General features: G+C 69.8%; 28 protein-coding genes. 9 read left to right on the top strand and 19 right to left on the bottom strand.

The features are described 5' to 3' along the window. The first annotated feature begins 78 nt into the window (after window positions 1-78). A complete protein-coding gene (locus tag HUW46_RS41215; RefSeq protein WP_215544080.1) occupies window positions 79-738 on the top strand; it encodes a GNAT family N-acetyltransferase in 660 nt (219 codons plus the stop codon). On the opposite strand, the gene HUW46_RS41210 is transcribed toward HUW46_RS41215, so the two are convergent. From HUW46_RS41210 to HUW46_RS41195, 4 genes are all read right to left on the bottom strand, one after another. Next, window positions 718-1,299, bottom strand: a complete 582-nt coding sequence (locus HUW46_RS41210; protein WP_215544079.1) for a CGNR zinc finger domain-containing protein — start codon at window positions 1,297-1,299, stop codon at window positions 718-720. The genes HUW46_RS41215 and HUW46_RS41210 overlap by 21 nt on opposite strands. 103 nt (window positions 1,300-1,402) lie before the next feature. Continuing rightward, a complete protein-coding gene (locus tag HUW46_RS41205) occupies window positions 1,403-2,452 on the bottom strand; it encodes an arsenosugar biosynthesis-associated peroxidase-like protein (protein ID WP_215544078.1) in 1,050 nt (349 codons plus the stop codon). 95 nt (window positions 2,453-2,547) lie between these two features. Next, window positions 2,548-3,045: a Clp protease N-terminal domain-containing protein gene (locus tag HUW46_RS41200; RefSeq protein ID WP_215544077.1), complete on the bottom strand. Its 498-nt coding sequence runs from the start codon at window positions 3,043-3,045 to the stop codon at window positions 2,548-2,550. Window positions 3,046-3,055: 10 nt separating this feature from the next. Next, entirely contained in the window at window positions 3,056-3,259 is a 204-nt protein-coding gene (locus tag HUW46_RS41195; protein ID WP_215544076.1) for a helix-turn-helix domain-containing protein, read from the bottom strand. A 101-nt stretch (window positions 3,260-3,360) separates the two neighbouring features. On the opposite strand from HUW46_RS41195, the gene HUW46_RS41190 reads away from it, so the two are divergent. Next, a complete protein-coding gene (locus HUW46_RS41190; protein WP_215544075.1) occupies window positions 3,361-4,860 on the top strand; it encodes an FAD-dependent monooxygenase in 1,500 nt (499 codons plus the stop codon). A 4-nt stretch (window positions 4,861-4,864) separates the two neighbouring features. On the opposite strand, the gene HUW46_RS41185 is transcribed toward HUW46_RS41190, so the two are convergent. Together HUW46_RS41185 and HUW46_RS41180 are read right to left on the bottom strand one after the other, a co-directional pair. Continuing rightward, a complete protein-coding gene (locus tag HUW46_RS41185) occupies window positions 4,865-5,815 on the bottom strand; it encodes a DNA polymerase domain-containing protein (RefSeq protein WP_215544074.1) in 951 nt (316 codons plus the stop codon). A 39-nt stretch (window positions 5,816-5,854) separates the two neighbouring features. Continuing rightward, window positions 5,855-6,547, bottom strand: a complete 693-nt coding sequence (locus tag HUW46_RS41180; protein WP_215544073.1) for a TetR/AcrR family transcriptional regulator — start codon at window positions 6,545-6,547, stop codon at window positions 5,855-5,857. Window positions 6,548-6,614: 67 nt separating this feature from the next. Here HUW46_RS41180 and HUW46_RS41175 point away from each other — a divergent pair, with 67 nt between their 5' ends. The 3 genes from HUW46_RS41175 to HUW46_RS41165 all read left to right on the top strand — a co-directional run bounded on the left by HUW46_RS41175 (window position 6,615) and on the right by HUW46_RS41165 (window position 9,910). Continuing rightward, entirely contained in the window at window positions 6,615-7,727 is a 1,113-nt protein-coding gene (locus tag HUW46_RS41175; RefSeq protein ID WP_215544072.1) for an FAD-dependent oxidoreductase, read from the top strand. A gap of 499 nt (window positions 7,728-8,226) precedes the next feature. Further along, on the top strand, window positions 8,227-8,613 hold the full coding sequence (locus HUW46_RS41170; RefSeq protein ID WP_215544071.1) for a YciI family protein: 387 nt from the start codon (window positions 8,227-8,229) through the stop codon (window positions 8,611-8,613). A 1-nt stretch (window position 8,614) separates the two neighbouring features. Continuing rightward, on the top strand, window positions 8,615-9,910 hold the full coding sequence (locus HUW46_RS41165; RefSeq protein WP_215544070.1) for an RNA polymerase sigma factor: 1,296 nt from the start codon (window positions 8,615-8,617) through the stop codon (window positions 9,908-9,910). Here the strand turns inward: HUW46_RS41165 and HUW46_RS41160 are convergent. Beyond that, window positions 9,823-10,785 (bottom strand): FAD-dependent oxidoreductase, encoded by a 963-nt coding sequence (locus tag HUW46_RS41160; protein WP_254125442.1) that lies wholly within the window; start codon window positions 10,783-10,785, stop codon window positions 9,823-9,825. The genes HUW46_RS41165 and HUW46_RS41160 overlap by 88 nt on opposite strands. Next, window positions 10,778-12,187 carry a purine-cytosine permease family protein gene (locus HUW46_RS41155; RefSeq protein WP_215544069.1) on the bottom strand — a complete coding sequence of 470 codons (1,410 nt, stop codon included), beginning with the start codon at window positions 12,185-12,187 and terminating at the stop codon, window positions 10,778-10,780. The genes HUW46_RS41160 and HUW46_RS41155 overlap by 8 nt, the downstream gene beginning before the upstream one ends. Window positions 12,188-12,294: 107 nt before the next feature. Between HUW46_RS41155 and HUW46_RS41150 the strand changes: the two genes are divergently transcribed. Beyond that, on the top strand, window positions 12,295-13,524 hold the full coding sequence (locus HUW46_RS41150; protein WP_215544068.1) for a M24 family metallopeptidase: 1,230 nt from the start codon (window positions 12,295-12,297) through the stop codon (window positions 13,522-13,524). Window positions 13,525-13,528: 4 nt separating this feature from the next. Here the strand turns inward: HUW46_RS41150 and HUW46_RS41145 are convergent, their stop codons facing one another. Next, window positions 13,529-14,191, bottom strand: coding sequence for a response regulator (locus tag HUW46_RS41145; protein ID WP_215544067.1), 663 nt, complete (start codon window positions 14,189-14,191; stop codon window positions 13,529-13,531). Between the two features lie 40 nt (window positions 14,192-14,231). After that, complete coding sequence (locus tag HUW46_RS41140; protein ID WP_215544066.1) at window positions 14,232-15,407, bottom strand: sensor histidine kinase; 1,176 nt, start codon at window positions 15,405-15,407, stop codon at window positions 14,232-14,234. A gap of 206 nt (window positions 15,408-15,613) precedes the next feature. Here HUW46_RS41140 and HUW46_RS41135 point away from each other — a divergent pair, with 206 nt between their 5' ends. Next, complete coding sequence (locus tag HUW46_RS41135) at window positions 15,614-16,168, top strand: RICIN domain-containing protein (RefSeq protein WP_215544065.1); 555 nt, start codon at window positions 15,614-15,616, stop codon at window positions 16,166-16,168. Window positions 16,169-16,213: 45 nt separating this feature from the next. Here the strand turns inward: HUW46_RS41135 and HUW46_RS41130 are convergent, their stop codons facing one another. Beyond that, window positions 16,214-16,777: a GNAT family N-acetyltransferase gene (locus HUW46_RS41130; protein ID WP_215544064.1), complete on the bottom strand. Its 564-nt coding sequence runs from the start codon at window positions 16,775-16,777 to the stop codon at window positions 16,214-16,216. A gap of 69 nt (window positions 16,778-16,846) precedes the next feature. Between HUW46_RS41130 and HUW46_RS41125 the strand changes: the two genes are divergently transcribed. Next, window positions 16,847-17,341, top strand: a complete 495-nt coding sequence (locus HUW46_RS41125; RefSeq protein WP_215544063.1) for a GNAT family N-acetyltransferase — start codon at window positions 16,847-16,849, stop codon at window positions 17,339-17,341. Here HUW46_RS41125 and HUW46_RS41120 read toward each other — a convergent pair. The 3 genes from HUW46_RS41120 to HUW46_RS41110 form a co-directional block, all read right to left on the bottom strand. Further along, on the bottom strand, window positions 17,315-17,782 hold the full coding sequence (locus HUW46_RS41120; protein WP_215544062.1) for a hypothetical protein: 468 nt from the start codon (window positions 17,780-17,782) through the stop codon (window positions 17,315-17,317). The genes HUW46_RS41125 and HUW46_RS41120 overlap by 27 nt on opposite strands. Window positions 17,783-17,856: 74 nt before the next feature. Beyond that, window positions 17,857-18,849 (bottom strand): hypothetical protein, encoded by a 993-nt coding sequence (locus HUW46_RS41115; protein WP_215544061.1) that lies wholly within the window; start codon window positions 18,847-18,849, stop codon window positions 17,857-17,859. Window positions 18,850-19,099: 250 nt separating this feature from the next. Beyond that, a complete protein-coding gene (locus HUW46_RS41110; RefSeq protein WP_254125440.1) occupies window positions 19,100-20,176 on the bottom strand; it encodes a zinc-binding dehydrogenase in 1,077 nt (358 codons plus the stop codon). 68 nt (window positions 20,177-20,244) lie between these two features. Between HUW46_RS41110 and HUW46_RS41105 the strand changes: the two genes are divergently transcribed. Beyond that, complete coding sequence (locus HUW46_RS41105) at window positions 20,245-21,036, top strand: helix-turn-helix transcriptional regulator (protein WP_215544060.1); 792 nt, start codon at window positions 20,245-20,247, stop codon at window positions 21,034-21,036. On the opposite strand, the gene HUW46_RS41100 is transcribed toward HUW46_RS41105, so the two are convergent. The 5 genes from HUW46_RS41100 to HUW46_RS41080 form a co-directional block, all read right to left on the bottom strand. Continuing rightward, window positions 21,015-21,212, bottom strand: coding sequence for a hypothetical protein (locus HUW46_RS41100; RefSeq protein WP_215544059.1), 198 nt, complete (start codon window positions 21,210-21,212; stop codon window positions 21,015-21,017). The two genes, HUW46_RS41105 and HUW46_RS41100, sit on opposite strands and share 22 nt — an antisense overlap. 306 nt (window positions 21,213-21,518) lie before the next feature. Beyond that, window positions 21,519-22,466, bottom strand: a complete 948-nt coding sequence (locus tag HUW46_RS41095; RefSeq protein ID WP_215544058.1) for a hypothetical protein — start codon at window positions 22,464-22,466, stop codon at window positions 21,519-21,521. An 85-nt stretch (window positions 22,467-22,551) separates the two neighbouring features. Further along, on the bottom strand, window positions 22,552-23,025 hold the full coding sequence (locus tag HUW46_RS41090; protein ID WP_215544057.1) for a hypothetical protein: 474 nt from the start codon (window positions 23,023-23,025) through the stop codon (window positions 22,552-22,554). A gap of 23 nt (window positions 23,026-23,048) precedes the next feature. Next, window positions 23,049-23,234, bottom strand: a complete 186-nt coding sequence (locus HUW46_RS41085) for a DUF397 domain-containing protein (protein WP_215544056.1) — start codon at window positions 23,232-23,234, stop codon at window positions 23,049-23,051. 4 nt (window positions 23,235-23,238) lie between these two features. After that, a complete protein-coding gene (locus HUW46_RS41080) occupies window positions 23,239-24,093 on the bottom strand; it encodes a helix-turn-helix domain-containing protein (protein WP_215544055.1) in 855 nt (284 codons plus the stop codon). Window positions 24,094-24,160: the final 67 nt, after the last annotated feature.

Genomic DNA, 24,160 nt, shown 5'->3' with positions numbered 1-24,160 from the left:
GTCGCATCCGTTCCGGCGCGGGGCCACCGGGTTTCCCGGTAACTGTTAGAATCCAGTTAATCAGTTACAGGAGGGGTCATGTCGCTGTCCGACCTGGTTCGCCGCTGGCAGCGCGGCTGGGGTCGCTGCCGCGCACTGCCCGCGGCCACCGAGGTCCCCGGCGGCCTCCGGGTCGTGCTCGGCCTGCCGGAGCGGCACGCCGAGATCTTCGCGCTCGACGACGGTGCCGTGCCCGCGCTCGCCGAGCAGATCGCCGAGGCGGTCGAGCCGACCTGGCTCACCGTGCCGACGACCCACCCGGCCGAAGTGCGCGCCGCGCTGGAAAACGCCGATCTGGCGCCGTTTCCCGGTGACAAGCGGCTCATGACGATCGAACTCGGTGACCATCCCGCGCATCCCGTGCCGTACCCGTACTGGGCGAAGGCCTCGGAGTTCCGCGGGGTGCACCGGATCGAGCTCGCCGGGCACGACGGCACCGTGGCGGCGAGCGGGCTGGCCGCCATCGCCGGGTCCGACGCGGTCATGCACGACATCCGCACCGATCCGGCGCACCGGCGGCGCGGGCTGGCCAGTGCGGTGATGTCCGCGCTCGCGGTCACGGCGGCACAGCACGGCGCCAAGACCGGGCTGCTCGTCGCGACGCCCGAAGGCGAGCACCTCTACACCAGGCTCGGCTGGGCTCCCGCCGCCGCCGTGCTCAGCGCCACCGCCGGAAGGTCAGCGCTCGTCCGCGCGTGACCGCGCCCGGAACGCGGCGACCTTCGTCCGGTTCTGGCACGCCGTGGCGCAGAAGCGCTGCGTGCGGCCACGGGTCGCGTCGAGGAAGAACCGGTCGCAGCGCTGGGCCACGCAGCAGCGCAGGCGGGTCACCTCCGCGCTGCCGAGCAGCATCGCCACGCCGGTGACCAGATCGGCGAGCCAGGCCAGCACCGGATCCGCGCCCGGCGCGGCGAAGTGCAGGTGCCACGGCTCGTCGCCGTGCCGGGTGAGCGTCGGCGCCGCGCCGGCACGGCGCAGCAGGTCGTTGACCGTGGCCGCCGCCGCGTCCTCGTCGCCACCGGCCAGCTCGCCCAGCGCCCGGTACAGCACGACGGCGACCGCGGCCACCTCGTCGAGCACACTGTCCTCAATGGACGGAACGCGCCAGGTGGCGAGCAGCAGCGCGGAAGACGCGATCTCGCGGTCGTGTTCGCGGTCGCCGGGAACGCGTTCCCGGCCTCGGGTCCACGGCGCGCCGAAACCGTTGGCGAGGGCGATCGCGGCGTCCAGCGCGGTGCGGAGGTGACTGGTGACGTCCACGGCTCAGCCCCTGGCGCACGTCGTGCAAGGGGCCGCCGGGAAGTCCTTGGCACGGGGCACCGCCCGACAATAAGGAGGCCGCTGCCCACCCGTCAATCCGCGGTCAGAGCGCGTTCCGGCGCTGGAGCACCTTCCGCGTCTGCACGCCGTGCACGAGGTGCACGCCCGCGGCGAGCGCGGCGCTGGCGTGGATCGCCTCGTGCACCTGGTCCGCCGTCACACCGTGGTTGACGCAGCTGTTGGTGAACGAGTCGATGCAGTACGGGCACTGGTGGGTGTGCGCGACCGCGAGCCCGATCAGCGCCTTCTCCCTCGCGGTCAGCGCGCCTTCCCCGAAGACGCCGTTGTAGTAGGCCCAGAACCGTTGCATGTGGACGGTCGCGTGCTCGCCGACCTCCGCGAACTTCCCGAGATCGGCGGGCTCGTAGTAGCTGGTGCCCCCGGGTTCGGCCTCGGTGTGCCCCGCCGCGCACGCCGACAGCGCCGCTCGCGCCTCGTCGGCACGCGGGTCGGCGGGATCGATCGGGCGGAGGTCGCAGCCCATCTTCGCGTCGTGGAGGACGAGCCCGCCGTAGGCGAACTCGATCGGCCTGCGCTGGCCCGCGGTGTTCCCACCGGGGAACACCCAGTGCTTGCCGCTGACCTCGGTGTGGCAGCAGTAGACGGGATCGCCGTCGCCGCCCTGCGGCACGTGCCGCCACCCGTGCTCGGCCGCGGCGCCCGGGACGCCGTCGAAGATCTCGCGCACGTCGGGGGTCTCGCCGCGCAGATCGACCCCTTTGTGGTCGAGTACCGCCCGCGGGGGCGCCACCGCGCCGGGGAGCATGTCGTCCTCGGAGATCGGGATCGACGAGAAGATCATGTTGATCCCGCCGGGAAAGGGGTATTTGACGTATCCCTCGGTTTCCGCGACGGGTGCCACCCCCTCGGCCCTGATCCGCGCGTGCGGCAGGGTGTCGACGTCGGCGACCTTCACGTGGACGTGCACCGAGTCCGCGGCCGCCATCGCCCGCGCGTACGGGAAACCGGGGTCGAACATCGCGAGCACTTCGGCGGCCTCGACGACCGTCAGGAGGTCCAGCCCGGTGAAGAACGCGAGCACGTCGTCGAACCGGTCCCGATCGAGTCGCCCAGCTTCCCGTGACAGCGTCATGTCCGCGCCTTCCGGTGCGACCCCACGCGCGCTACCCCAGTGTCCGCACGTCCGGGTAATCGATTTCTCGAAAGTAGGGCGCCGGGCCGGTGCTGTCAACGGGTGAATCCGCGCACCTCCGGCTGGTGCTCCGCCAGCGCGCCGGTGACGGCGTCGCGATCGAGCGCGAGCCCGGCGACGAGATCCGCGACCGGATCGGGGTGTTCGCGGCGCAGCAGTTCCAGCAGCAGGAACGCGGGCGCGGCCGCCCTGGTCTTCCGCGTGGTCGCCTGCACCGACCGGTGCAGCACGCCTTTCGCGTTCGAGGTGACCGCGCTGATCGTCACCGCGGGATGCCGTGCGGGCGGCGCGTCGCCCGGCAGGTCGAGGTCGAATCCGAGCGCGCGCAACGACTCCCGGTCGAGTTCGTCGAGTGCGGCGCGGGCCGTTTCCAGGTCGACGCCGAGCGCGCGCGCCGGCGCCGAATCGGGCAGGTGCAACAGTCCGAGCAGCAGGTGCTCGGTGCCGAGGCGGCGGTTTCCGCGCCGACGTGCTTCCCCGAGCGCGGCCTTGACCACGACCGCGTAGGCGGTTTTCTGGGCCTTCTCGACCATCGTTTCGCCCTCACTTCCCGTATTTCGCGTGCACGGACTGCCTCGACATGCCCAGCGCGTCCCCGATCTGCTCCCAGGTCCAGCCCTGGTCGCGCGCACGCGCCACCGACAGGGCCTCGACCTGCTCGGCGAGGCGGTGCAGCGCACCGACGGCGCGCAACCCCATCGCCGGATCCGCCGACCGGACGCGCTTCGCCAGCTCCTCCATCTGCATGCCGTCAGGCTAGGTTGACAGCCACGATCGTGTCAACCTAGCCTGACAGCACGTGTCAGCCTGAGCTGACAGAACTTCAAGATCCGTTGAGGGGTAAGGAAATGACTCGTGACGAGATCGACGTCGTGGTGGCCGGGGCGGGCCCGGTCGGGCTCATGCAGGCGTGCGAACTGCGGCTCGCCGGGCTCCGCCCCGTGGTGCTGGACCGCGCGGCCGAACCGAGCACGGCACCGAAGGCGAACGGGCTGTGCGGCCAGGTCGTGGACACGCTCGACCACCGCGGCCTGCTCGCCCGCTTCGCCGAAGAGGCCTCGTACAGCGGGCCGTTCCCCGGGTTCCCGTTCGGTTCGGTGCCGTTGCCCTTCGCCGCGCTCGGCGAATCACCGCTGCGGGGAATGGCGCTCTCTCAACCGGATCTCGAACGCCTCCTCGGTGAGCGCGCCGGAGAACTGGGCGTCGAAATCCGGTGGGGGCACGAACTCACCGGGCTGGCGCAGGACGACGAAGGCGTGCACGTCGACGTCCGCGGACCGGGTGGACACTACCGGTCACGGGCGCGCCACCTCGTCGGCTGCGACGGCGCGCGGAGCTTCGTCCGCGACGCCGCCGGGATCGGGTTCCCCGGCGATACCGACCCGGATGTGCTGCGGCTGGGCCATTTCCACGCCGAGACCACCGTCGGGCCGTTCGAGGACGTGGCGATCGAAGTGCCGGGGATCGGACGGCTCGAACGAGGCTGGAACCGCACTCCCCGCGGCAGAGTCCTGGTGACCTCGCTGCGTGCGGGCGTGCACATCGTCGGCACCTACGAGACGGGCGGGCCGCCGGTCGACTCCGGGGCCCCGCTGACCGTCGGCGAGCTCCAGGACAGCGTCCACCGGGTGCTGGGGGCGCGGCTCCCGCTCGGGGAGTCGATCTGGCTGTCGCGGACGCGGGGCCAGGCCAGGCTCGCCGACCGGTACCGCGAGGGCCGGGTCTTCCTGGCAGGCGACGCCGCGCACCTGTTCCCGGCGGGCGGCTCCTCGCTCAACGTCGGCCTGCTCGACGCGGTCAACCTCGGCTGGAAGCTCGGCGCGGCGATCACCCGCGGGGCACCGGCCGCCCTGCTCGACTCCTACGAGGCGGAACGGCGTCCCGTCGCCGAGCGGACCCTGCGGCACACCCGCGCGCAGGCCGCGCTCGACCGTGCGACCGGCCGTGACGGCGAGGCCCTGCGCGACCTCCTGACCGAGCTGTTCGCGTTGGAGCAACCGTTGCGGCGGCTCGGCGAACTGCTGCACGGGTCCGACACCCGCTACGGCGACCACGCGCACCCGTTGGTCGGCCGGTTCGTCCCGGAACTGGCCCTGCGCACGGAAACGGGTCGCACCAGGGTGGCCGCGCTGCTGCACGAGGCGACACCGGTGCTGCTCGATCTCGCCGAACGGCCCGAGCTGCGCGCGATCGCGGCGGAGCACGACATCGCGGTGACCGTCGCCCGGTGCGACGACCCGCCCGCCGACGCGATCCTGATCCGCCCGGACGGCCACGTCGCCTTCGCCGCCTCGGCTCAGTCCACAGTGGACGAACTACGCGCGGTGCTGGCGGGCTGGTCGGCCTGAGCGGTCAGCCGCGACGCGCTCGCGCTCGTCGCTTGCCTTCGTGCATCGCCTGCACCCTGGCGATCGGGATGGTGTGGCCCTCGGCGACGAGATCTTCGGGAAGGCCGTGGGGTTCGGGCATCAGCTCGGCCCAGGGATCGGCGTCGCCGAGGAGCCCTGGCGCGGTGCGCACCGTGAAGTCCGCGGGGGTGACCTGGTCGAGGCGTTCCCACGGCACCGGGAACGACACGGGCGTGCCGGGCCGGATCCGGGGGCTGTAGGCCGCGGCCACGGTGGCGCCACCGGCGCGCGTCGAGTCGAGGAACACCTTGCCGCCGCGGTCGTCCCGGATGAACGCGGTGGTGGCGAGTTCGGGGTCGAGGCGTTCGGCGCGGGCCGCGAGCGCGCGCGTCGCCGCCGCCGCGTCCTCGATCGCGACCCCGGTGACCGGAACGAACACGTGCACCCCTTTCGCGCCGCTCGTCTTGACCACACCGGACATCCCGTCGTTCTCCAGCGCGCGGCGGACCAGGTGCGCGGCCGCGACCACGATGTCGAACGCCTCGCCCTCGGGCGGGTCGATGTCGAGCACCAGGTGGGTCGGGCGGCCCCACTCGCCGACGCGCACCAGCGGCGGATGGTATTCGATCGCCCGCTGGTTGGCGAACCACAGCAGCGTGCGGCGGTCCTCGCACACCGCGTAGGAAACGTCGCGTTGGGACGTTTCCGCCCACATCGACACGCGGCGGACCCAGTCCGGGGTGTACTTCGGCAGGTTCTTCTGCATGAACGGCGCCTGCCCGCGCAGCACGCGGATCACCGACAGCGGCCGCTCGCGCAGGCCGGGCAGGATGCGGTCGCGCACCGCGTCGAGGTAGTCGACGAGATCGCGTTTGGTCGCGTCGGCGCCGTCGAACAACGGCTGGTCGAGATTGGTCAGCGGTACGCCATCGCGTTCTTCGCCGCTCTTCGTCACGGGGAGCCCGCCCTTCCTCGGTGCCGAGCGCCGCCCATTCTAGGGTCTCGAATCGCGTGAGATGCGGACTTCGATGCCGTCGAGCACGAATTCGAGGCCCATGCGGAAGGTTTCGTCGGCGTCCAGGTGCACGGCATCGTGCACGACGGTGGACAGCGCGGGGAACCGGCCGGTGGCGAACTTCCGCTTCAGGTAAGGCCCGAAGGTGCGCTGCCACTGCTCCTTGTCCATTCCGGTGGCCCGCTCGGCGCGGCGCTCGGCGATCTCCCGGCGCACCGCGCCGATCACGTACGCGTCGACCGCCGTGACCACCGGCATGGCGAGGTCCACGTCGACGCCGCCCATCGCGGCCAGCACCGCCTCTCCCCTGGCCAGCGCGTGCGGCCCGAGCTGCGGCCGCCCGCCGATCAGATCGGCGAACCATTCGTGCCGGTGCACGGCTTTCCTGGTGGTTTCGGCGAGCGAGCGCAACGCCTCTCGCCACCCGTCCCCTCCGGGCCGGATCTCGCCGTGGACCGCGTCGACCATCAGGTCGAGCAGCTCCTCCTTGGTTTCGATGTAGCCGTACAGCCGCATCGGCCCGACCTCGAGCGCGGCGGCGACCTTCCGCAGCGACACCGCCTCCATGCCGTCCGCGTCGGCCAGCTCGATCGCCGCCCGAACGATCCGCTCCCTGCTCAACGGCGCCGGTACCGGTCGACTCGACGGCTCCGGCCGCTCCCACACCACCATGCCTGGACAATACACCGTATCCTTCAATACGCTGTATCGAGATATACAGTGTATCGAAGGGGATCCCATGACCATCGCCATCGTCGGGGCCGGACCGGGCGGCCTCGCCCTCGCCAGGGTGCTGCACGTACACGGCATCGATTCCGTCGTGTACGAACGCGACGCTTCACGCGGGGCTCGCGATCAAGGCAGCATGCTCGACATCCATTCCGGACAGCGGGCCCTGCGCGAAGCCGGGCTGTTCGAGCAGTTCACCGCGCTCGCCCGCGGCGAAGGGCAGGACATGCGCCTGCTGGAGCCCGACGGCACCCTGCTGCTCCAGGAGGACACGCCCGACGACGCCCCGCTCGACCGGCCCGAGATCGACCGCGCCGATCTTCGCGACCTGCTGGTGGACTCGCTCCCCGAACACACCGTGCGCTGGGGGCACGCGTTCGAATCCGCCGAAAACGGCGTGCTGCGCTTCGCCGACGGCAGCAGCGCGACCTACGACCTGCTCGTCGGCGCGGACGGCGCGAACTCCCGGGTCCGCCCGCTGGTCACCGACGCCCGCCCGGCGCATACCGGCCACAACGCCGTCGAACTCCGCATTTCCGATATCGACCGCACCCACCCCGATCTCGCGGCGATGGTCGGGCGCGGCAACTACTGGGTGTTCGGCAACGGACAATCCCTGGCGGCTCAGCGCAATGGCGACGGCTGCGTCCGCATCGGCCTCAACTTCTACAACACCGGCGAGGACTGGCTCGCCACCAGCGGGATCCCGTTCGACGACCCGGCCGCCGCCCGAGCACGGCTGATCGAACTGCACTCCGGCTGGGACGCGCGGTTCACCGCGCTGATCGCCGCCTGCGACGACACGATCACGGCGCGGTCGAGCACCACTCTCCCGATCGGCCTGACCTGGCCGTCGAAGCCGGACGTCACCCTGCTCGGCGACGCCGCGCATCTGATGCCGGCGGTCGGCGAGGGCGCCAACATGGCACTGCTCGACGGCGCTTCGCTCGGCCGCGCGCTGGCCGCGCACCCGGACGACCAGCTCGCCGCCGTCGAAGAATACGAACACGAGATGTTCGAACGCACCAGCGCCGCCGCGCGGATGTCCGCGGACATGCAGAAAATGCTGATGTCGCCGGACGCCAGCCGACGACTGCTGGAGTTCTTCCAACCGAGCAGCTAGCCCGCCCGTGCGCGCGCCACGCCCCGAAGGTCTCAGTGCTGCCGGGTGCGCGGCGCGGTGATCGGCGGCGGGCGGCTTCCGTTGGTCCCTGAAGGCCACCTTCGGGGACCCTGGCGCCACTTTCTCGGCCCCCGCTCACGGGCGGGCAGGGCCGCGCACGCCCCGAAGGTGACCTTCGGGGCGCTCAACGCCGCACATCCACCCCTCGCACACTCGACCTCCCGCTTTCCGGTGCCCCGAACGTGACGTTCGGGGCACCGGATTCCCCGAACGTCACTTTCGGGGCACGCCAAGGCCCGTTGCGGGCTCGCGCAGCTGGCGGGAGTGCGGTGCGAGGGTCGAGTTCGCGGCGTCTACCGCCCCGAAGGCCACCTTCGGGGACCGGCGCCAGCGCTCGAAGTTCCCCGGCGATGCGTGTCCGGTACGGGGATCGGCGCGCGATCACCTGTCGTACGCGCCGGAACGGTAGGTTTCCGGCACTGGGATTGGAGAGCACGGCATGAAGTACCTGGTACTGATCTACAGCAACCCCACGACCTGGGCGCACCCGTCGTTCCTGCACCACGAGGGCAGCACCGAGGACGAGCGCAAGGCGATGATGGCGCAGTTCGAGGAATTGATGGGTGAGATCGCCGAGTCCGGTGAACTCGTCGACGGGCAGCCGCTCGCCGCACCGGCGCTGACCAAGACGATCAGGGCGCGCGCCGACGGGCTGCAGACCGTCGACGGGCCGTTCGCGGAGTCCAAGGAGCAGCTCGCCGGGTTCTTCGTCATCGACTGCGAGACCCCCGAACGGGCCGCCGAGATCGCGGGCCGCCTTCCCGACACCCGGTTCGGTGCCGTCGAACTGCGCCCGATCATGAGCGGGTCCGGGATGGAGATGTGACGTGCCCGCCGGCGGGACACCCGATTTCACCGCGCTGCTCAGGGAACTGACACCGCAGGTGCTCGGCGCGCTCGTGCAGCGGCACGGCGACTTCGCCTCGTCCGAGGACGCGGTCCAGGAGGCACTGCTCGCCGCGTCGGTCCAATGGCCGTCGGAGGGCGTGCCCTCGAACCCGCGCGGCTGGCTCGTCACGGTCGCCTCCCGGCGGCTGATGGACCACTGGCGACGGGAATCCGCGCGCCGCAAGTACGAGAACACGCTGGCGACGCTCACCCCCGCCGACGAACAGATCCAGTCCGAACCGGACACCGGGGGCACGCAGGGGGACGACACACTCAAGCTGTTGTTCCTCTGCTGCCACCCGGCGCTGTCGCCCGCTTCGCAGGTCGCTTTGACGCTGCGTGCGATCGGGGGCCTGACCACGGCCGAGATCGCGCGCGCGTTCCTGGTGCCCGAGGCGACCATGACGCGCCGCATCAGCAGGGCGAAGCAGCGCGTCGAATCCACGGCCGTCCCGTTCGGACTGCCACCACCGTCCGAATGGGACATTCGACTCGAAGCCGTGCTGCGCGTGCTGTACCTGATCTTCAACGAGGGGTACACGGCTTCGCACGGAGCGGAGCTGCAACGCCGGGATCTCGCCACCGAGGCGATCCGGCTGACCACCGAACTGCACCGGCTCCTGCCAGCGGACGGCGAGGTCACCGGGCTGCTCGCGCTGATGCTGCTCGTGGACGCGCGGCACCCCGCGCGCACCGACGCCGACGGGATGCTCGTCCCGCTGGCCGAGCAGGACCGGCGGCGCTGGAAGCAGGAATCCATCCGCGACGGGGTCGAGCTGATCACGCACGCGCTGTCGACCGCGGTGGTCGGGCCGTACCAGCTGCAGGCGGCGATCGCGGCGGTGCACGACGAAGCCACCCGCGCCGAGGACACCGACTGGCCCCAGATCGTGGCGCTCTACGAATTACTCCACCGGATCGAGCCCGGCCCGGCGGTCTCGCTCAACCACGCGATCGCGGTCGCGATGGCCACCGGGCCACGAGCCGGTCTCGCACTCCTCGCCGACCTCGACGAGCACGAGCGCGGCACCGGTTACCGCGTCACCGCGGCGAAAGCGCATCTGTTCGAATTGGACGATGACCTCGACGCGGCCCGCGAGGCCTACGAAACGGCCGCCGCGCGCACCACCAGCATCCCGGAAAACCGCTACCTCGAAATGCGCGCGCGCAGGATCGCCTCCACCTCCTCGGCGCAGCCCCACGACAAGGTGACCCCGGCACCACCGTGCCCGTAGTCGTGCACGAGCAGACCACCATCCACAGTGGACTCGGCCGCGAGCCGGACACCCGCGTTCCGTACCGGCCGCAGCCCGGCGCGGTGCTCCAGCACTTCCGCCCGCGCGACCCTGGGGTCGAGTTCGGCGCACCGCGCCACCAGTTTCGCCGCCGTCTCCCCGTCCGGGGTGGTGTCCCACTCTCCTTCCTCGCCCGTGCCGCCGAGGATGCAGCTGTCCCGGTGCGGGATCAGGTAGGCCTCCCCGTCCGGATGGCCGAAGTCCGCGATCACCTGTGCCACACCGGGATTGGCCACCCTGACCCACTGCCCGCGGACCGGGACGACCTCGGGATCGTGCACGAGCGTCCGCGAAGCGAGGCCCGTGCAGTTGACCACGACCGGCGCGACGGCGGCCGGTTCGGCGAACGACGAAATGGTCCTGGTCGTGATCGATCCGCCCGCCCGCTGGAACCGTTCGGTCAGGTACCGCAGGTAGACCGGCATGGTCACCACGGGCTGGGTGAACCGGTACCCGGACGCGAACCCCGGCGGCAGTTCGCTTCCGGTGCAGAGCCGGACATCGGGCACCGCGCTCGCCCACCACGGCAGCTCCGTCAGCGGCTCGCGCCAGAACTGCAGCGACTCGCGGATCGTGACCCCGGTCCGCGGATCCGCCGCCATCGCGTCGAAGTAGTCCCTGCTGCGGCGGGTCCAGTCCAGCACCCTGTCCACGGGCGACGCGCGGTACGGGTACCAGGTCGCGCCCGCCACGGCCGAGGTCGTCCGCTCCGCGCGCTCGGCGGTCCAGATGTCCGCCGCCAGCCCGGATTCGCGCAGTTTCACCGCGGTGGTCAGCCCGATGACGCCACCGCCGATCACCAGGACGTCAGCCACGATCGCCCACCAGCTCACGCGTTCCGGCCCGCCGCGCCGCCTGCATCCGCATCGCCACCAGGTACACCACGCCACCCACGACCGCGCCGACGATCCACGACAGGTCGCCGTGGTGCAGCGCGCGAGCGATCGGCCCCTCGTACACCGCGTTGCTCATGAACGGCACCTGCACCGCGAACCCGATCGCGTAGGCGACCATCCCCGGCACGCTCACCCTGCCGTAGCGCCCGCGCGGTTTGAACATCTCCTCGACCTCGTACTTGCCGTGGCGCACGGCGTAGTAGTCGACGAGGTTGATCGACGTCCACGGGATCATCAGCACCAGCACCAAGGTCAGGAACGTCTCGAACGACGACAGCAGGTGGTCCTTCGACAGGAACGACATCCACGTGGCGAGCGCGGCGACCGGGAGGATGAAGCAGACCCGCAGCACCAGCCCCATCCGGAACTTCCGGTAGAAGGTGCTCGCGAACGACAGCAACGACATGTAGCCGCCGTAGATGTTGAGCGCGTTGATGCTCAGCACGCCCAGCACGAGCGCGACGTAGGTGAGCTTGGTAAACCAGCTCCCCACCCCGTCCGCGACCGACCCGATGTCCGCGATCGGCCCGCCAGGCAGGCGCTTCTCCAGCGTCGCCCCGAAGATCATCAGCCACACGCCGCTGATCCCGACCCCGGCGTAGGTGTACCAGAACACGCTGGCGATCGACGTCTTCTCCGGCAGGTACCGCGAATAGTCCGCCACGTAGGGCGCGAACCCGAGCTGCGAGGTGGCCGAAACGGACACCGCGAGCAGGAACGGACCGAGCAGGAACCCACGATCGGCCCCCGGGGTCGCCGCGGCGGGCGGGGCGAACACGAGCATCGCGGTGAGCACCGCGAACACCGCGGCCACCAGGAAGGTCAGGTACTTCTCGAACTTGTGGATCACGTTGTACCCGAACACCGCGACCACCGTGCTCAGCACCGAGAGGATGACGATGCTCGCCGGCAACGGGATCCCGAACAGCGCCGTGATCGCCTGCGCGCCGAGCACCGCGCCCGCGGCGTAGAACCCCAGGTACATCACCACCACGAACACCAGCGGGAACGCCGCGCCGTAGTAGCCGAACTGCGCGCGGCTCTGGATCATCTGCGGCAGCCCCAGGTGCGGGCCCTGCGCGGAATGGCTCGCCATGAACAGCGTGCCGACGACCACCCCGACGATGATCGCGACGATCGCCCACTTGAGGCTCATCCCGCTCGCCACCGTCGCCGCGCCCGCGGCCACCACCGGTAGCTCCATGTTCGCGCCGAACCACACGAACGCCAGATCGGACGGCTTGCCGTGCCGGAGTTCGTGGGGGATGAAGTCGATGCTGTGCTTCTCGACGAGGAAGTTCGCCCGCTCGCCAGCGTTCATTCGCCGGATGCTAACAGTCGATTGTCGACAATACAACGGTTGACCTGACCTGCCCGGACGTGATCTGTTGAGCGCGGAAAACAGTGGCAGCACGGGGAAGGTGACGCATGGCGCTCGGACGGAACCTCGCCGCACTCGGGGACGGGCCCACCCCTCCGTGGCTCACCGACGAAGCCGTCGAGACGGTCGAAACCGCCGAACCCGCCCCCTTCCCCGCCGAGGAGTACGGACACCGCATGCGGCGCGTGCGCGACCGGCTGACCGAACTCGACGCCGACGCGCTCATCGTGTTCCGCCCGTCCGGCATCGAGTACCTGACCGGCTACCACACGCAGGAAACCGCGCCGCAGCCGCTGCTCGTCACGCACGACAGCACCTACCTGTACGTGATGGACCTCGAGGTCGGCCGCGCACTCGCCAGCTCATCGGCGAAGAACATCCTGTTCACCAGCTACGCCAACACCCGCAGCGGCGCCGAGCTGATCACCGACCACGTGCTCCGCACCCTGCCCACCGGCGCGCGCCTCGCCATCGAGTTCGGCAACACCTCCACCCCGCCACGCCTGCTCGACCTGTTCCGCGCCAGCGGAATGTCGCTTGTGGACGGTCAGTACCTGGTGGAGAACCTCAAACTCGTCCTCTCCCCCGCCGAACTCCGGTACATGGAAGAAGCCGCGCGCGTGACGAAGCTCGGCGTCGACGCGGCAGCCGAAGCCGCCGCGCTCTCCGGCGCCACCGACGCCACGGTCGCCGCCGCCATCGCCGAGGCACTGCACCGCGAAGCCGACTCCGTATCGGCGTGGGGCCCGCTCGTCGTCACCGCGCCGCGCAGCGGAATCCCGCACTCGACATTCAAGGGCGACCCGATCGGCGCCGGCCCGACGTTCGTGGAATTCGCCGGCACCTGCCACCGCTACCACACACCCGTCATGCGCACCCTCGTCAGCGGAAGCCCGTCCGAGATCACCCTCCGCCTGGCGGACCGGGCGAAAACCGCGCTGGCGGCCGTACTGGAAACCGCGAAAGCCGGGGTGCCGTGCGCCGACGTCGCCAACGCGGGCCTTGCCGCACTGGGCACCCTCGCCGACGACGAGGTGTTCCACCGCATGTTCGGCTACCCGGTCGGGCTCGCCCACCCTCCACATTGGATGGACAGCGGACCGTTCTGCATCACCGCGGACAACCCGGAACCACTACGGGCTGGCATGACCTTCCACGTGCCCGCGTCCTTCCGGTCGTTCGGCGCGCAGTGCGTCGGGCTCAGCCAAACCTTCGTCGTCGAAGAGCACGGGACAAGGGTCCTGACCCACGGCGACGCCGAACTGCTCGAAATCTGAGCCGTCAAGGCCGCGCCGCGCTCACCAAACCGCTTTCGTACGCCACGACCACCGCCTGCGCGCGACTGGTGATCCGCAGCTTCGCCATCAGCCGGTTCAGATGCGTCTTCACGGTGCCTTCGGTGATCGTCAGGCGCCCAGCGATATCGGTGTTCGTGATACCGGTGGCCACCAGGCTCAACACCTCCCGCTCCCTGGCGGTGAGCGCCTCCAGCTCAGCCGGCCCCTCCGCCACCCGCCTCGTGCCGACGAACGCCTCGATCAGCCGACGGGTGACCGTGGGCGCGAACAGCATGTCCCCCGCCGCCACGGTGTGGATCGCGGCCAGCAGGCTGGGCGGTTCCGCCTCCTTCAGCAGAAAACCCGACGCACCCGCCCGCAACGCCTCGTACACGTAGTCGTCGAGATCGAACGTCGTCAGCACGAGGATTCCCGGCGGATCCCCGACCGCCTCGGCCAGGATCCGGCGCGTGGCACTGATGCCGTCGACCCCGGGCATCCGGATGTCCATCAGGATGACGTCGGGACGAGTCGCGGCAGCCCGTTCGACGGCCTGCGCGCCGTCACCCGCCTCCCCGACCACTTCGAGCCCCGGCGCCGCGGTGAGCAGCGCCGTCAAACCCGCGCGCACGAGCGGCTGATCGTCGACGACCAGAACGGAGACCATGGAAACCCGCCCTCCCCCGAGGCTGCTCGTGCCGGGGCGCTCAGGAAACCGGGATGACGAGTTCCACCACGAAACCGCCTTCCGGCCGCGCCCTCGCGGTCAAGCTCCCACCATAGAGCTTCGCGCGCTCGCGCATGCCCAAGAGACCGAAACCGCCGTCACTTCCCGAAGACGGCGCCGAAGAACCCTCGTCGGCCACCGTCACCGTCACTCTGTCCTGCTCCCGGCACACCTCCACCGTCGCCGGAGCAGCCGATCCCGCGTGCTTGACCACGTTCGTCAGCGCCTCCTGGATCACCCGGTAGATCGCGAGCTGCACACCCGAAGGCAGCTCCCCCACCGCACCCCGAACGCTCAGCTCGACGGGCTGACCGGCGGCGCGCAGCCTGGCGAGCAGATCGGGGAGCTGATCCAGCCCCGGTGCCGGGCTGAGCCAAGGCTCGCCCGCCACGTCGCCGTCCCCGGACACCCGCAGCAGGGCCAGCAGCCGCCGCATGTCGTCCAGCGCCTCCCTGCTGACCCGGCCGATGGTGCGGACCGCGCCGCGCGCGGTCGGCGGATCGGTGTCGAACACGTAGTCGGAAAGCCCTGCCTGCATGGAAATCACCGACATGTGGTGCGCGATGACGTCGTGCAGCTCGCGCGCGATGCGCACCCGCTCCTGCGTCACCGTGTGCTCCAGGTTGCGCTCGTGTTCCCGCCGCAGCTCCTCGGTCGCGTCGACCAGCCGGCGGTTCCGGTCGTCGAGCTGCCGGGCCTGATCCCCGAGCACCCAGGCGACCAGCACCACCACCAGCACCTGCGCCGCGGCCGCGACCGACGGGATGCCCAGCTCCACGCTGCCGACGTAGAGCGTCGGAGCCGTCACCGCGGCGCCAAGCGCGATCACCAGCGTCGGTTTGAGCGCGGCCACGCTGTAGAGCGCCAGCACCGGCCCCCACAGGTGCAATCCGGGAACGTGCCCGCGCAGCACGAAAACCAGGTACGCGGCCAACGTGACGATCAACGTCAGCACCGGCCACACCCGGCGCACGGCGAGCGGCAGGCAGATCAGCGCGGTCAACACGTAGGCCCAGCCGTCGAACCACCGCCACTGCGGCTGCTTGAACAGGCTGCCGACCGCGCACATCATCGCGAACGTCAGCACCGCCACCGCGATGTCGACCACCCACCGCCGCCGATGGCGAAGAACCTGGTGAAGCGACCGGCCGTGCACGAACGGAGCCTAACCGCACACGCCATCTCGCACGTCATACCAGCGGGGTAGGCCCACTGCCCCCGGCGTTGACCGCGGCCCGTGGCGCCACCTCCGGTTGACCGGCGACTTCCGGCGCAGGTGTGACGCCAACACCCGCTCAACTCAATACCGTTTTCCCCGCAACGGCGAAAAGCCGCTGATTCCATTCGAGAACGGGGAAAAACATGGGTGAGAAAAAGAGCGGCGCACGGGGACTGTTGCGCGGCGCGGCGGTGCTCGCCGCCGGCGCCGGCGCCGCCGTGCTCCTGGCTGGCGCGTCGGTCGCGGCGGCCGAAACCGTGCCGCAGGACGAGCTGACCACCGCCGCGGCGGGCTGGGGCGGCACCTACGAGTGGTCACCCGGCAACGCCCCCGGCTCGCGGCTCGACCTGGCGCAGCGGGCGAACCGCGTCGACATCTGGCGCGCGAACAACGGCTCCAACCAGCTGTGGCGCACCTACTCCTACGGCGGCGGTGTCTACGCCTTCCAGAACCGCGCCAACGGAAAGTGCTTGTGGTACGCCGGAAACGACGCGCAGCTGACCACGGGCAACTGCGACGACAGCAACAGCCACAAGTTCAAGGGCGTCAAGCACAGCGGCGGCTACTGGACGTTCAACCCGATCAACCAGCGCAGCGGCTGCCTCGACGTACGGGGCCGCGGCACCGGCAACGGCACCTACGTCGTCACGCACGCCTGCAACGGTGACAGCAACCAGCGGTGGTACAGCCACCACTGACGACCGGATCCACCCGCGGGTGCCTCGACCGGGGCACCCGCGGGCCTACGGACCGCTCCGATTCCGCGCCAGCCAGTCGTCGCGGACGATTTCGTACTCGACCTCACCGTGTTCGGTACCGTCGATCGGGTCGTCCCACTCCAGGTGGTAAGTGCGCACGTAGGTCATCCCCACCCGCTCCATGACCCGCCTCGACGCGGTGTTCACCGCCATCGTGTCCGCGAACACCCGCCGCAAACCCAGTTCGGTGAACGCCATGCGCAGCAACGCGCGCGAACCCTCGGTGGCGAAACCACGCCCCCAGTGCGCCGACCGGAACCGGTACCCGAGCCCCGCCTCCCCCGGATCGGCGACCGGCGCGAGCGACAGCCAACCAAGGAATTCTCCGGTATCGCGCGCTTCAGCCGCCCACCTACCGCGCGGGCCCGTCGAGTACTCCTCGAACAGGCGCGGCAGCACGACCTGTTCGATCTTCGCGCGCGGCGTCGCCTCGCCACCGGTCAGGTAGCGCATGACCGCCGGATCGCTGTCCAGGCGCACGAGGTTGTCCACGTCGGCTTCGGTGAACTGCCGCAACACCAACCGTTCGGACTCCAGCACGATCGACACCCCCGGAACCTAACGACGGCAGGTGACCGCTGTCGACGGATTTTCGCGCGGCCGCCTAAGCTCGCGCCGGTGACCGAACCGCAGGCGCTCGACCTCGCCGACGACGACACCGCCACACAGATCTGGCACCTCCAACGCGCTGCCTACGCCGTCGAAGCCGAACTCATCGGATTCGACGGCATCCCACCACTGCGGGAATCGCTCGCCGAACTGCGCTCCTGTGGCGAATCCTTCCTGGGCACGCACGACGCCGAAGGCCTCGTGGGCGCGGTGTCGTGGCTTCTCGACGCGAACGGCACGCTCGACATCTGCCGCCTGGTGGTCCATCCGCGCGCGCACTGCACCGGGGTGGCCACCAGGCTGCTCGACGCACTGGACGCGCTCGTTCCCGCGACCCGCGCCACCGTGTCGACCGGGACCGCGAACACCCCGGCGCTCGCGCTCTACCGATCCCGCGGCTTCCGCCCCGTCGGAACCACCGAAATCGCACCGGGCGTCACCTTGTCCACTTTGGAACGCCGGTGCCCCCTGGCTCGGTCAGGCATGCGCCCTGACCGCGGTTGACTGGGCCCTTACTCCCTCGGCCACGCCCGCGAGCCCTTGGCGGACAACGGTTCCGTACTCGTCGTCCGGTAGCGCGTCGAGATACTCCGATGCACGATCCAGGTGGCGTTTCGCCGCTTCGAACGCACCAAGTCGCCGGTAGTCCTCCGCCAGGTTGAGGTGCAATGACGGGTAGAACCCGCGCACCGCCATCCCGGCACGCTCGTCGTCGAGCAGATCGGTCGCGTCGAGCGCGCGGACGTTCCACGCGAGCGCCTCGGCCGGATCTTCGTACAGATCGGCCAGGTGGTGCGCGAGCGCGCACTGGTGCAACGGGTCGCCGCCGCGGTGTACGTCCTCCTCCCAAAGCGTGGTGAGCTTCTCGCGCGCCGCATCGCGGTCGCCGGTCCGTCCGAGGGTCACCGCGTCGGTGATGGCCGTCATCATGGGATCTTCTGCCATGCCGACGAGGATGGGGCTTGAACCGGCTTGAAGGTCAAGCCGACCCCGCGGACGAACCGGTCACCTCCGGTCGATCAGGAGCAGCGGTACTGCGTCGGCCGTCCGGACTCGACCCCGAACAGGGTCCGTTCGTCATCGCTGATCCCGACGAGCCGGAAAGCCCAGGAGACCGCGGTCAGCGGATCGACGACCTTTCCGTCGCGCCAGAGCACCAGCCGCTGCTCCGAGCCCACGAAGCGGTACCCGCCCACCGTGCCGTTACCCCCGATGGCCACCGCTTCCGTCGCGCCGCCGCGAATGGTCCGGACCAACCGGCCTCGCGCGTCCCATTCGGCCGCCGCGTACGACGTGTCGTCGTTCGCGCTGCCGACCATGCGCCCGTTCCGGATCGCGAACGGTGTGCCGTACGCACCGGTGCCCTGCGCGGTGAGCACGCGCCACTGGCCATCGGTGTCCCACACGAACCCGCCGCCCGAACCCGAATCGGTCTGGGCGACGATCCGGCCCTGCTCGTCCACATCGGTGAGGTGCAGGTAGTCGACGTTCGGCACGGGCAGCTCACGATAGGTGCCCGGCGCCTTCCCCGGCCAGACCACCAGCACCTCCTTGTTCCCGGCGCTGGCGAATCCGACGATGTCGCCCGCGTTGTTGACCAACCAGGCCGAATAGCTGTCCCACTTCGGGTCCCGCGCGAGCGGAGTCACCTTGCCACCGACCGACACCGCGACCGCGATGAACTTGTCGTTGACGACGTCGTCCCCGACGGCCAGCCCCGCGGAATTCACATCGCGGAGATGCGGCACCTCGTCGGGGAGCCGCAGTACGACCTTTCCGTTGTCCCACACGGTTCCGCGCGGCTCTGCGATCCCGCCACCCCACGGTGGCCTCTTGCCCGTCACCCCCACCGCGTACCGGCTGCCGTCGTAGCCGTCGACCGTGGCGAGATCGGCCCCGGACGGCATCTCCCACGCCGTCGGCGTCCAGGTACAGGTCGCCGACGCCGCGGCTTCCGCGGCGGGAGCCGAAAGCAGGCCCATCGCCAGGCCGAGCACGGCCGCGAAGATCATCCGTCTCTTACGTCTGTTCGACAAGGAATTCCCCTTCCCTCGTGGAGATCGCTCCACCCGCTCCAGCTTTTCAGCGGCGGAAGCTCCCGGGAAGACCATGATCGAAGGCAACGATTCGGCCGAACGGTCGAACTTTCGATTTCCTTGCTGTTTTTGTTGTGGCAGGCGAAATGCGCCACTCCTTTTGCGCACTCAAAGCCACGCTGTATAGGTCGTTATACACTTCGTGTGGCCGCTTTCTCGGCGGCGATCAAGGGACGAGCGCGACGAAGGCGGGGCCCTTCGTCGCGGCGGCGAGGTCGAGCGCGCCGGTCGGGTCGTCGAGCCCGACCGTGCGCACGTCGATGGCGCCGAGGTCGATCAGCCCGGACTCGACCATGCGCCACATCTTCAGCGCCGTCGCGGGACCGGACATCCACGACCCGCGAAGGGTGAGACGCCGTCGCATGACATCGCCGTACGGAATCGCGAGGTCCTGCCGTACTCCCCCGATGAGCACCATCGTGCCGCCGTTGCGCAGGCTGTCGTACCCCGCCATGGTCGGCGTCGCGTCGGGCACCGCGCCGAGCGCGTCGAGCACGACGTCCGCGCCACCGCGCGCGGCTTCGGCGATCGCGGCCGCGTCATCGGACCTGTTCCCCGTCATCGCGACGGGAACGACCCTGGAATCCAGCTCCCCCAAGCGTTTCAGCACCTCCGCGTTGCGCCCGACCGCCACCACGCGGCCGGCGCCGCTCGCGAGCGCGATCAGCGTGGCGGCCGCGCCGAGCTGCCCGGTGGCCCCGATGATCGTGGCGGTCCCGCCGGGCTGGAGCCCGGTGGCGTTCATCCCCTCCCCCGCGATGGCGAGCCACGGCAGGAACGCGAGGCGCTCTGGCCGCGGGTAACGCTCCGCGCCGGGGAGCTTCATGAGTGTCTCCTTAGGACACAGCGCGCGTTCCGCGAACACGCCGTCGCGCCACATCTTCTGCATCGCAACGGTTTTCCCGGTCGCCACCCCGCGCCCGCCGACGCCGGTCCAGCCGATGAGAATCTCCTCGGGGTCCTCACTCTCGCCGGAGGTCAGCAGCGCGAGGTCGAGCACGACATCGCCGGGCTCGACGTTGAACACGTCGTCCGCCACGGACACGACCCTGCCGACACACCCCGGCCCCAGCACGAGCGGCGTCGGCACGGGTCCTCGCTCACCCCGCGCGACCACCTCCGTGTAGGCCGGGACGTAGGCGGCCAGCACTTCGATCACCGCACCACCGCCCCTCGGCGACGGTTCCGCCACCTCGTCGACTCGTACTCGTTCACCAACGGAATCCAAGATCCAGGCACGCATGGCCCCAGTCTGCGGACCCGTTATCCTGGTATCCAGAATGCGCTCATTCTGGAACTGGAGGTGCCAGCATGCCGGACCTCGCCCTCCGCCGCCGGGAACTGGGCGCCTTCCTGCGCAGCCGTCGAGAGCGGATCACGCCGTCGGAAGCGGGCATCCCGCCCACCGGGCGGCGCCGGACGCCCGGCCTGCGGCGTGAAGAACTCGCGTTCCTCGCCGGCATCAGCGCCACCTGGTACACCTACCTCGAACAGGGCCGCGACATCCGGCCGTCCGATCAGGTCCTCACCGCGCTGGCCACCGCGCTACGGCTCACCGAGCACGAGCGCGATCACCTGTTCCACCTGGCGGGCACACCCGCGGCGGCCGGACCCGACGAACCGGAACCGGTCGACCCCGCCGTCACCGCGATCCCGATGCTGCTGCGGCACAATCCGGCCTACCTCACCGGCGCGAGCTACGACCTGCTCGCCGTGAACCCGGCCGCCGCCGAGCTGTTCCCCGATCTGGACACCGCGGGCGAGGCCAGGCCCAACCTCGCCCGCTGGATGTTCACCAGCCCGGCGGCGCGCCGGGTCCTCGTGGACTGGGAACGCGAAGCGCAGGTGCTCCTCGCGCGACTACGCGCCGCCGCGGGGCTCCACCCCGCCGATCCCCGGTTCACGAGCCTTGTCGAGGACCTGCACGCGGCGAGCCCCGAAGTCCGGAAGTGGTGGCCCCGCTACGACATCCAGGTCCGCAGGACGGGCACCAAACGGCTGCGCCACCCGCGACGCGGCATCGTGACCATGACCCACACCGCGCTCCACGTGGCCGAGCACCCCGAACAGACCCTCGTCATCTACCACTGGCCCGAGTCGTAGAAGCGATCCTGCTCCTGGAACGCCTCGGTGCGGGCGATGTCGACGCAGCGCGCGCAAGTGGCCCTGGCCGGATCGTGGCAGACCATGGCCTTGTCGGTGACGACCTTGCCGCACATCGACTCGGTGTATTCGATCTTGATCTTGCGCGGCAGATGACGCACGAGCGTGAATTCCACGGTGACTCCTCGACCGCCAAGCCAGCAGATGCTCCCCCCGCGCGGCGGTCCTGCGCAGCCAGGAGTCTACCCGCTACCGCACGGAAACCTTCATCAAGGTGCCACTGCGCACGCACTCCCGCTTCCAGGCGACCGTCCGAGCATCCAGCAGCGCGATCGTGATCACTTCCACCGTCCAGCAATCGTCCGCAACGAGGAAAACCACACCGGCCCCCAAGCCACCCCCGGCGACCTTGGCCTCGAAACCTCGCTCAAGGACCTCAAGGCCGCCGCCGAAGCCCGCCGACCATCCACTGTGGACGGTGCTCAGAACGCGGGCACCTCGTTGGTCATCGCGTTGCCCGTCTCGCTCTTCTTGAGATCGATCTGCCAGTCCGAGTCCGGGGTGAAGATCTCCAGGAAGCTCTCGAACTTGCAGGAGCTGGTGAAGCCCTTCCTGGCCGCGTCCCAGTCGGTGCCGGTCTTGAAGTACACCGAATAGTTCCCGGACAGACCGGTCAGGGTCGCGCTGGAACCCGTGCGCACGTAGATCGACGCCTGCGGGTTCTTCGGGTCGCCGTGCACCGCGGCGATCACGGCATCGCTCTCGGAACCGTTGGTGATCTGCAGGCGGCCGTGGCCCTTCGGTCCGTTGCGCTGGATGATCTGCCCGTTCCGGGCGCGCCGGTCCGGGGCCGCGGGTGGCTCCTGCGGCTCCGGCGGCAGCAGCTGCTCGCCGTACTTCAGCCCGGCTTTGGCGAACTTGGCGATCATTTCGTCGTGGTCGCTGGCGCGCACCCGCCAGTAAATCTGCTTCTTCGCCTTGACCAACTGCGCCTCGGGTGCGGGCGGCACCCCGCACTCGTTCGCTTCGCCGACGTCGGTCGGCTTGTCGTACGTGCGCAGGTCGGAGGCCGAGGCAAGGTGGAGTTCGAACTCCAGCCCGGACGCGGCCTCCGGCGGCTGGACCTTCCGCAGCTCGGCGTCCTTGGTCTCCAGCACGGTCGCCAGGTCCAGCCGCGCGGCGTCGACCTCGGCCAGCGTTTTCGCCGAGACCACGCGGTCGAGCTGCTGGCGGATCGCCTGCTCGGTGCCGGTCAGCAGGTCCTGGTACTGCGCCAGGGTCAGCACGGGTTTCGCCGGGGTCGTCGTAGTGGTCGGCAACGACGACGAACTCGTGGGCGACGGCGGAGCTTCCTCATCGCACCCCGCGACGCACCACAACACGGCGACGCCAATCGCCGCCGCCGTTCGCCCTACCGGAAACTGCCGCATGCCCGCTCCCCTCGATCGCGCCGAGGGCAACGGTAGCCAGGATGGCGGGGAGGGCTCCCCGTGTTGTCCGGTTCAGGCCGCGGGTTCAGCGCAGCTCGGCGCGCTCGTCGATGGTGCGGTCGGGTTCACCGAGAAAGAGTTCCGGTGTGCATTCCGTGCCGTGGAAGATGTTCAGCGTGTCGAGCCGGTATCGCCACAGCCCGGCGCCGAAGTAGGTCCGGAACCGGTAGTTGATCCGCCAGCGCAGCCACTCCCCGCGGCCAAGGCGCACCGCGGGCGGGCGCCGCCGGACGAAACCGTGCAGTTGTGCCGAAAGCAGCATCACGCGCAGGGTGTCGCCCTCGTCGCGCAGATCGACGTGCTTCGGCACTGTCGGCGACATCGTCGCACGCGGAGCGAACCCGCCCGCCTCGTCCATGACGACCTCGTGCACCATCGGCGAAACAACCTCCGGCAAGGCGAACGCGAGAGGCGCCGCATTGCGCCGCGCCGCATTCGCGCCACCGCGCGACGCGGCGGTCCACCGGGTACGCACCCACTGCGCGACGACGTCCACCACCCGATCATCATGCCGGGGAGCGACTACGCCTTCCACCGAGCCAGGAACACCTGCCAGCTCTGCGCGGGAACCAGCAGGTTTCCGGCGCTCGGCGCCTTCGAGTCCCGGACTGCGGTGACCTGGGTACCAAGCGCCACCTCGACACACTTGCTCTCTTCATAGCCATCGCTGTAGCTGCTCTTCACCCAGGTCCACGCGACGGCCGCCATCCGGTTACTCCTTCAGCTGTTCGTACTCCCCCGCGAGTTGGGTGAGCCTCGCCCTCGATTCTCCCTCATTCAGGGCATCATGTTCCAGCCTCGCAACAACGGTGTAGTAGGCCTCCACGCAAGGCCGTTCGTCCATGAAGAGCGCCGCGCCAAACGTATCGGCGTGCACGATGGTGGGGTGGTCGGCGAACTCCAGCACATCGAACGCACCACCGACCGCCGCAAAGTTCCCCGCAGACTCCGGCACGAGCCGTATCGCGCAGGTGGGCACCGCGCTGGACAGCAGAAGTTGCAGAACCTGCTCGTGCATCACCTCCGGACCACCGATGCCCAAGCCCAGCGCACGCTCATGAACGAAGAACCGCGTACGCGGACTTCCGGTCTTCGTCAGAATTCGCTGCCGATCCATCCTCGCCTTCACCAGCAAGGAGATCCGGTCCCGCGGAACCGCCCCACGCGCTTCGAAGATCGCTCTCGCGTACGCTTCACTTTGCTGCAGCCCGGGAATGACCAGCGGCTCATAGCTCGTGATCGAATTGGCCAGGCTTTCTTGGATGATCACCGATTTCGTGGCATCGGCCAGTTTGTGGAAGTACGGGCGCACCCAGTACAGCTCCGACGGCGGCTCGGTGAGGTCCAGCAACCTGTTGCGCTCGGCGAGATCCACGCCGCAGGTCGCCAGATAGGTCGCCGCATCGACCGTGCCGATCTCCCTGCGACCGTTTTCCCACCGCGAGATGTTCCCCGCGGAGAAACCGGTCTGCCTGGCCACGTCGTGGCCCGACATGTCGCGGCTTTCCCGTAGCGTGCGAAGTTCCCGGCCAAGTTCACGGCGCCTCGCCGTGGATTCCTCAGTCATGCGCCCACGTTAGAACCGCGCGACATCCCGGTAGATCAGCCCACGCGCGGATTCACCTCAATGGATT

This window comes from Amycolatopsis sp. CA-230715 (assembly GCF_018736145.1).
Lineage (GTDB): Bacteria > Actinomycetota > Actinomycetes > Mycobacteriales > Pseudonocardiaceae > Amycolatopsis.
The sequence above is the reverse complement of the archived record's forward strand: the minus strand, read 5'-3'. Positions and strand labels throughout refer to the sequence as shown.

Excerpts from the sequence above, each read along its gene's own strand:
- HUW46_RS41215 (WP_215544080.1), top strand. The coding sequence starts at position 79 with ATGTCGCTGTCCGACCTGGTTCGCCGCTGGCAGCGCGGCTGGGGTCGC.
- HUW46_RS41205 (WP_215544078.1), bottom strand. The coding sequence starts at position 2,452 with ATGACGCTGTCACGGGAAGCTGGGCGACTCGATCGGGACCGGTTCGAC.
- HUW46_RS41200 (WP_215544077.1), bottom strand. The coding sequence starts at position 3,045 with ATGGTCGAGAAGGCCCAGAAAACCGCCTACGCGGTCGTGGTCAAGGCC.
- HUW46_RS41195 (WP_215544076.1), bottom strand. The coding sequence starts at position 3,259 with ATGCAGATGGAGGAGCTGGCGAAGCGCGTCCGGTCGGCGGATCCGGCG.
- HUW46_RS41190 (WP_215544075.1), top strand. The coding sequence starts at position 3,361 with ATGACTCGTGACGAGATCGACGTCGTGGTGGCCGGGGCGGGCCCGGTC.
- HUW46_RS41180 (WP_215544073.1), bottom strand. The coding sequence starts at position 6,547 with ATGGTGGTGTGGGAGCGGCCGGAGCCGTCGAGTCGACCGGTACCGGCG.
- HUW46_RS41175 (WP_215544072.1), top strand. The coding sequence starts at position 6,615 with ATGACCATCGCCATCGTCGGGGCCGGACCGGGCGGCCTCGCCCTCGCC.
- HUW46_RS41170 (WP_215544071.1), top strand. The coding sequence starts at position 8,227 with ATGAAGTACCTGGTACTGATCTACAGCAACCCCACGACCTGGGCGCAC.
- HUW46_RS41155 (WP_215544069.1), bottom strand. The coding sequence starts at position 12,187 with ATGAACGCTGGCGAGCGGGCGAACTTCCTCGTCGAGAAGCACAGCATC.
- HUW46_RS41150 (WP_215544068.1), top strand. The coding sequence starts at position 12,295 with ATGGCGCTCGGACGGAACCTCGCCGCACTCGGGGACGGGCCCACCCCT.
- HUW46_RS41145 (WP_215544067.1), bottom strand. The coding sequence starts at position 14,191 with ATGGTCTCCGTTCTGGTCGTCGACGATCAGCCGCTCGTGCGCGCGGGT.
- HUW46_RS41135 (WP_215544065.1), top strand. The coding sequence starts at position 15,614 with ATGGGTGAGAAAAAGAGCGGCGCACGGGGACTGTTGCGCGGCGCGGCG.
- HUW46_RS41120 (WP_215544062.1), bottom strand. The coding sequence starts at position 17,782 with ATGGCAGAAGATCCCATGATGACGGCCATCACCGACGCGGTGACCCTC.
- HUW46_RS41115 (WP_215544061.1), bottom strand. The coding sequence starts at position 18,849 with ATGATCTTCGCGGCCGTGCTCGGCCTGGCGATGGGCCTGCTTTCGGCT.
- HUW46_RS41110 (WP_254125440.1), bottom strand. The coding sequence starts at position 20,176 with ATGCGTGCCTGGATCTTGGATTCCGTTGGTGAACGAGTACGAGTCGAC.
- HUW46_RS41105 (WP_215544060.1), top strand. The coding sequence starts at position 20,245 with ATGCCGGACCTCGCCCTCCGCCGCCGGGAACTGGGCGCCTTCCTGCGC.
- HUW46_RS41095 (WP_215544058.1), bottom strand. The coding sequence starts at position 22,466 with ATGCGGCAGTTTCCGGTAGGGCGAACGGCGGCGGCGATTGGCGTCGCC.
- HUW46_RS41085 (WP_215544056.1), bottom strand. The coding sequence starts at position 23,234 with ATGGCGGCCGTCGCGTGGACCTGGGTGAAGAGCAGCTACAGCGATGGC.
- HUW46_RS41080 (WP_215544055.1), bottom strand. The coding sequence starts at position 24,093 with ATGACTGAGGAATCCACGGCGAGGCGCCGTGAACTTGGCCGGGAACTT.